The organism is Thermomonas sp. (assembly GCF_041905325.1).
Classification (GTDB): Bacteria; Pseudomonadota; Gammaproteobacteria; order Xanthomonadales; family Xanthomonadaceae; genus Thermomonas.
Genome location: NZ_JAYRLK010000029.1, coordinates 1 through 2,308, shown reverse-complemented (window position 1 = coordinate 2,308; position 2,308 = coordinate 1). Strand labels below are relative to the sequence as shown.

At 66.9% G+C, this 2,308-nt stretch carries 3 protein-coding genes; 2 read left to right on the top strand and 1 reads right to left on the bottom strand.

What is annotated here, in order from left to right:
* A partial coding sequence (locus ACE3OK_RS12395) for a lipoprotein-releasing ABC transporter permease subunit (protein WP_374249863.1) occupies window positions 1-1,115 on the top strand: 1,115 nt, incomplete at its 5' end.
* Window positions 1,108-1,791: a lipoprotein-releasing ABC transporter ATP-binding protein LolD gene (gene lolD / locus ACE3OK_RS12390; protein ID WP_374249862.1), complete on the top strand. Its 684-nt coding sequence runs from the start codon at window positions 1,108-1,110 to the stop codon at window positions 1,789-1,791. The genes ACE3OK_RS12395 and lolD, both read left to right, overlap by 8 nt.
* A 65-nt stretch (window positions 1,792-1,856) precedes the next feature.
* Here the strand turns inward: lolD and ACE3OK_RS12385 are convergent.
* Window positions 1,857-2,308: VWA domain-containing protein (locus ACE3OK_RS12385; RefSeq protein ID WP_374249860.1), on the bottom strand; the 452-nt coding region annotated here is incomplete at its 5' end.

The window sequence follows — 2,308 nt, the reverse complement described above, 5'->3', positions numbered from 1 at the left end:
TGTCGGTGATGAACGGCTTCCAGAAGGAAGTGCGCGACCGCATGCTCAGCGTGGTGTCGCACATCGAGATTTTCGCGCCGCAAGGCGCTGCCTTGCCAGACGTGAACCGCACGCTGGCCGAAGCGCGGCGCAACCCGGCGGTGACGGGCGCCGCCCCGTTTGTGGCCGCGCAGGCCCTGCTGGCCCGGGGCGAGGACATGAAGGGCACCCTCGTGCGTGGCATCGACCCGGCGCTGGAACCCGGTGTGACGGACCTCGCGGTGGAACTGAAGGACACGGCACTGTCGCGGCTGGTTCCGGGCGAATTCGGCATCGTGCTGGGCGGTGAGCTGGCGCGCGCGCTGGGGGTGCGCCAGGGCGATGCGGTCACGCTGATCGCACCCAGCGGTCAGGTCACGCCGGCAGGCGTGGTGCCGCGGCTGAAACAGATGACCGTGGTCGGCACCTTTGATTCCGGCCACTACGAGTACGACTCCGCGCTAGTGATGCTGCACGTGGAAGACGCCGCGCGCATCTTCCGTCTGGAAGGCCCCACCGGCATCCGCCTGAAAATCCGCGACCTGCACGCGGCGCGTCAGGTGGCTGCAGAACTCGGCGGCTCGCTCACCGGCGACCTGCTGATCCGCGACTGGACGCGTCAGAACCGCACCTGGTTTGCCGCGGTTCAGCTCGAGAAGCGGATGATGTTCATCATCCTCACCCTGATCGTGGCCGTGGCTGCGTTCAACCTGGTCAGCACCCTGGTCATGACGGTGACCGACAAGCGCGCTGACATCGCGATCCTGCGCACCCTGGGTGCCAGCCCGGGCAGCATCATGGGGGTGTTCATGGTGCAGGGCGCGATGGTCGGCGTGATCGGGACCTTTGCCGGCCTGCTACTGGGCCTGGGCGTTGCCTTCAACATCGACGTGATCGTGCCGGCGCTGGAGCGGCTGTTCCAGGCGAGCTTCCTGCCCAAGGACATCTACCTGATCAGCCGCATGCCGAGCGATCCGCAGCAAAGCGACATCCTGCCGGTAGCGCTGATCTCGCTGGTGCTGGCCTTTGTGGCCACGATCTACCCGAGCTGGCGCGCCAGCCGTGTCAATCCGGCGGAGGCGTTGCGATATGAGTGAAGCCGCCACCACCGTTCTGCAGGCGCGCGGCCTGACGAAGCGCTTCCACGAGGGCGTGATCGACCTCACCGTGCTGCACGGTGTGGATCTGGACGTGCAGACCGGCGAGACGCTGGCCATCGTCGGCGCCTCGGGCTCGGGTAAGAGCACGCTGCTGCACCTGTTGGGCGGGCTGGACGCGCCGACCAGCGGCTCGGTGCAACTGCTGGGCCAGCCACTGGCGCAGCTGGATGCGGCGGCCCAGGGCCGGATGCGCAACCAGCACCTGGGCTTTGTCTATCAGTTTCACCACCTGCTGCCGGAATTCAGCGCCCTGGACAACGTGGCCATGCCGCTGTGGATCCGTCGCCAGCCGCGCGAACAGGCGGCCCGGACGGCCCAGCGCATGCTGGCCAGTGTGGGCCTGCAGGACCGCATTCACCACCGTCCGGCCGAGCTGTCGGGCGGCGAACGTCAGCGCGTGGCCATCGCACGCGCATTGGTGACGCAACCGGCCTGCGTGCTGGCGGATGAACCGACCGGCAACCTGGACCGCAGCACTGCTGACGGCGTGTTCGACCTGATGCTCACACTGGCGCGCGACCACGGCACGGCGTTTGTGGTGGTGACGCACGACGCCACCCTGGCGGCGCGCTGCGGGCGGCAACTCCAGTTGACCTCGGGGCGACTCGGTTGATAAGGCGATTGCTATCGATTTGATAGCGCCCTACGCATGCTCCGTGCGGGCTACAGGCTGGTTCTTCAAAGAATCCGGTTGAACCAGAGCAGCGACAGCACGCCTGCCAGCAGTGCCAGCACCGCTGCGCCCAGCGCGAAAAGACTGGAGACTTCGGTCTCCTTCTTCTCGACCGTCAGGCGCGAGCTCAGGGTTTCGTAGACCTTCTTGAGCGTCTCGGCCGTGCCGGCATAGAAGTACTCGGCCTGCGTCTTGTTGGCCACGGCCTTGAGGGTTTCCTCGTCGAGCCGCACGCGCATGGACCAGCCTTCAAAGCCGATGGTTTCGCCGTCCACCGTGCCGATGCCCACGGTGTACACCCGCACGCCGCGGTCGGCAGCCATCTTCGCAGCCTCCAGCGGATCCACCCCGGTGGTGCGCTGGCCGTCGGTGAGCATGATGATGGCGGCCGAGTTGTAGGAGCCCGGCGCCACCGGGGTGAATTCCTTTTTTTCCTTCGGCGGCTCGTTGAGCGGGC

Coding starts and splice junctions, on each gene's coding strand:
- lolD (WP_374249862.1), top strand. CDS start 1,108: ATGAGTGAAGCCGCCACCACCGTTCTGCAGGCGCGCGGCCTGACGAAG.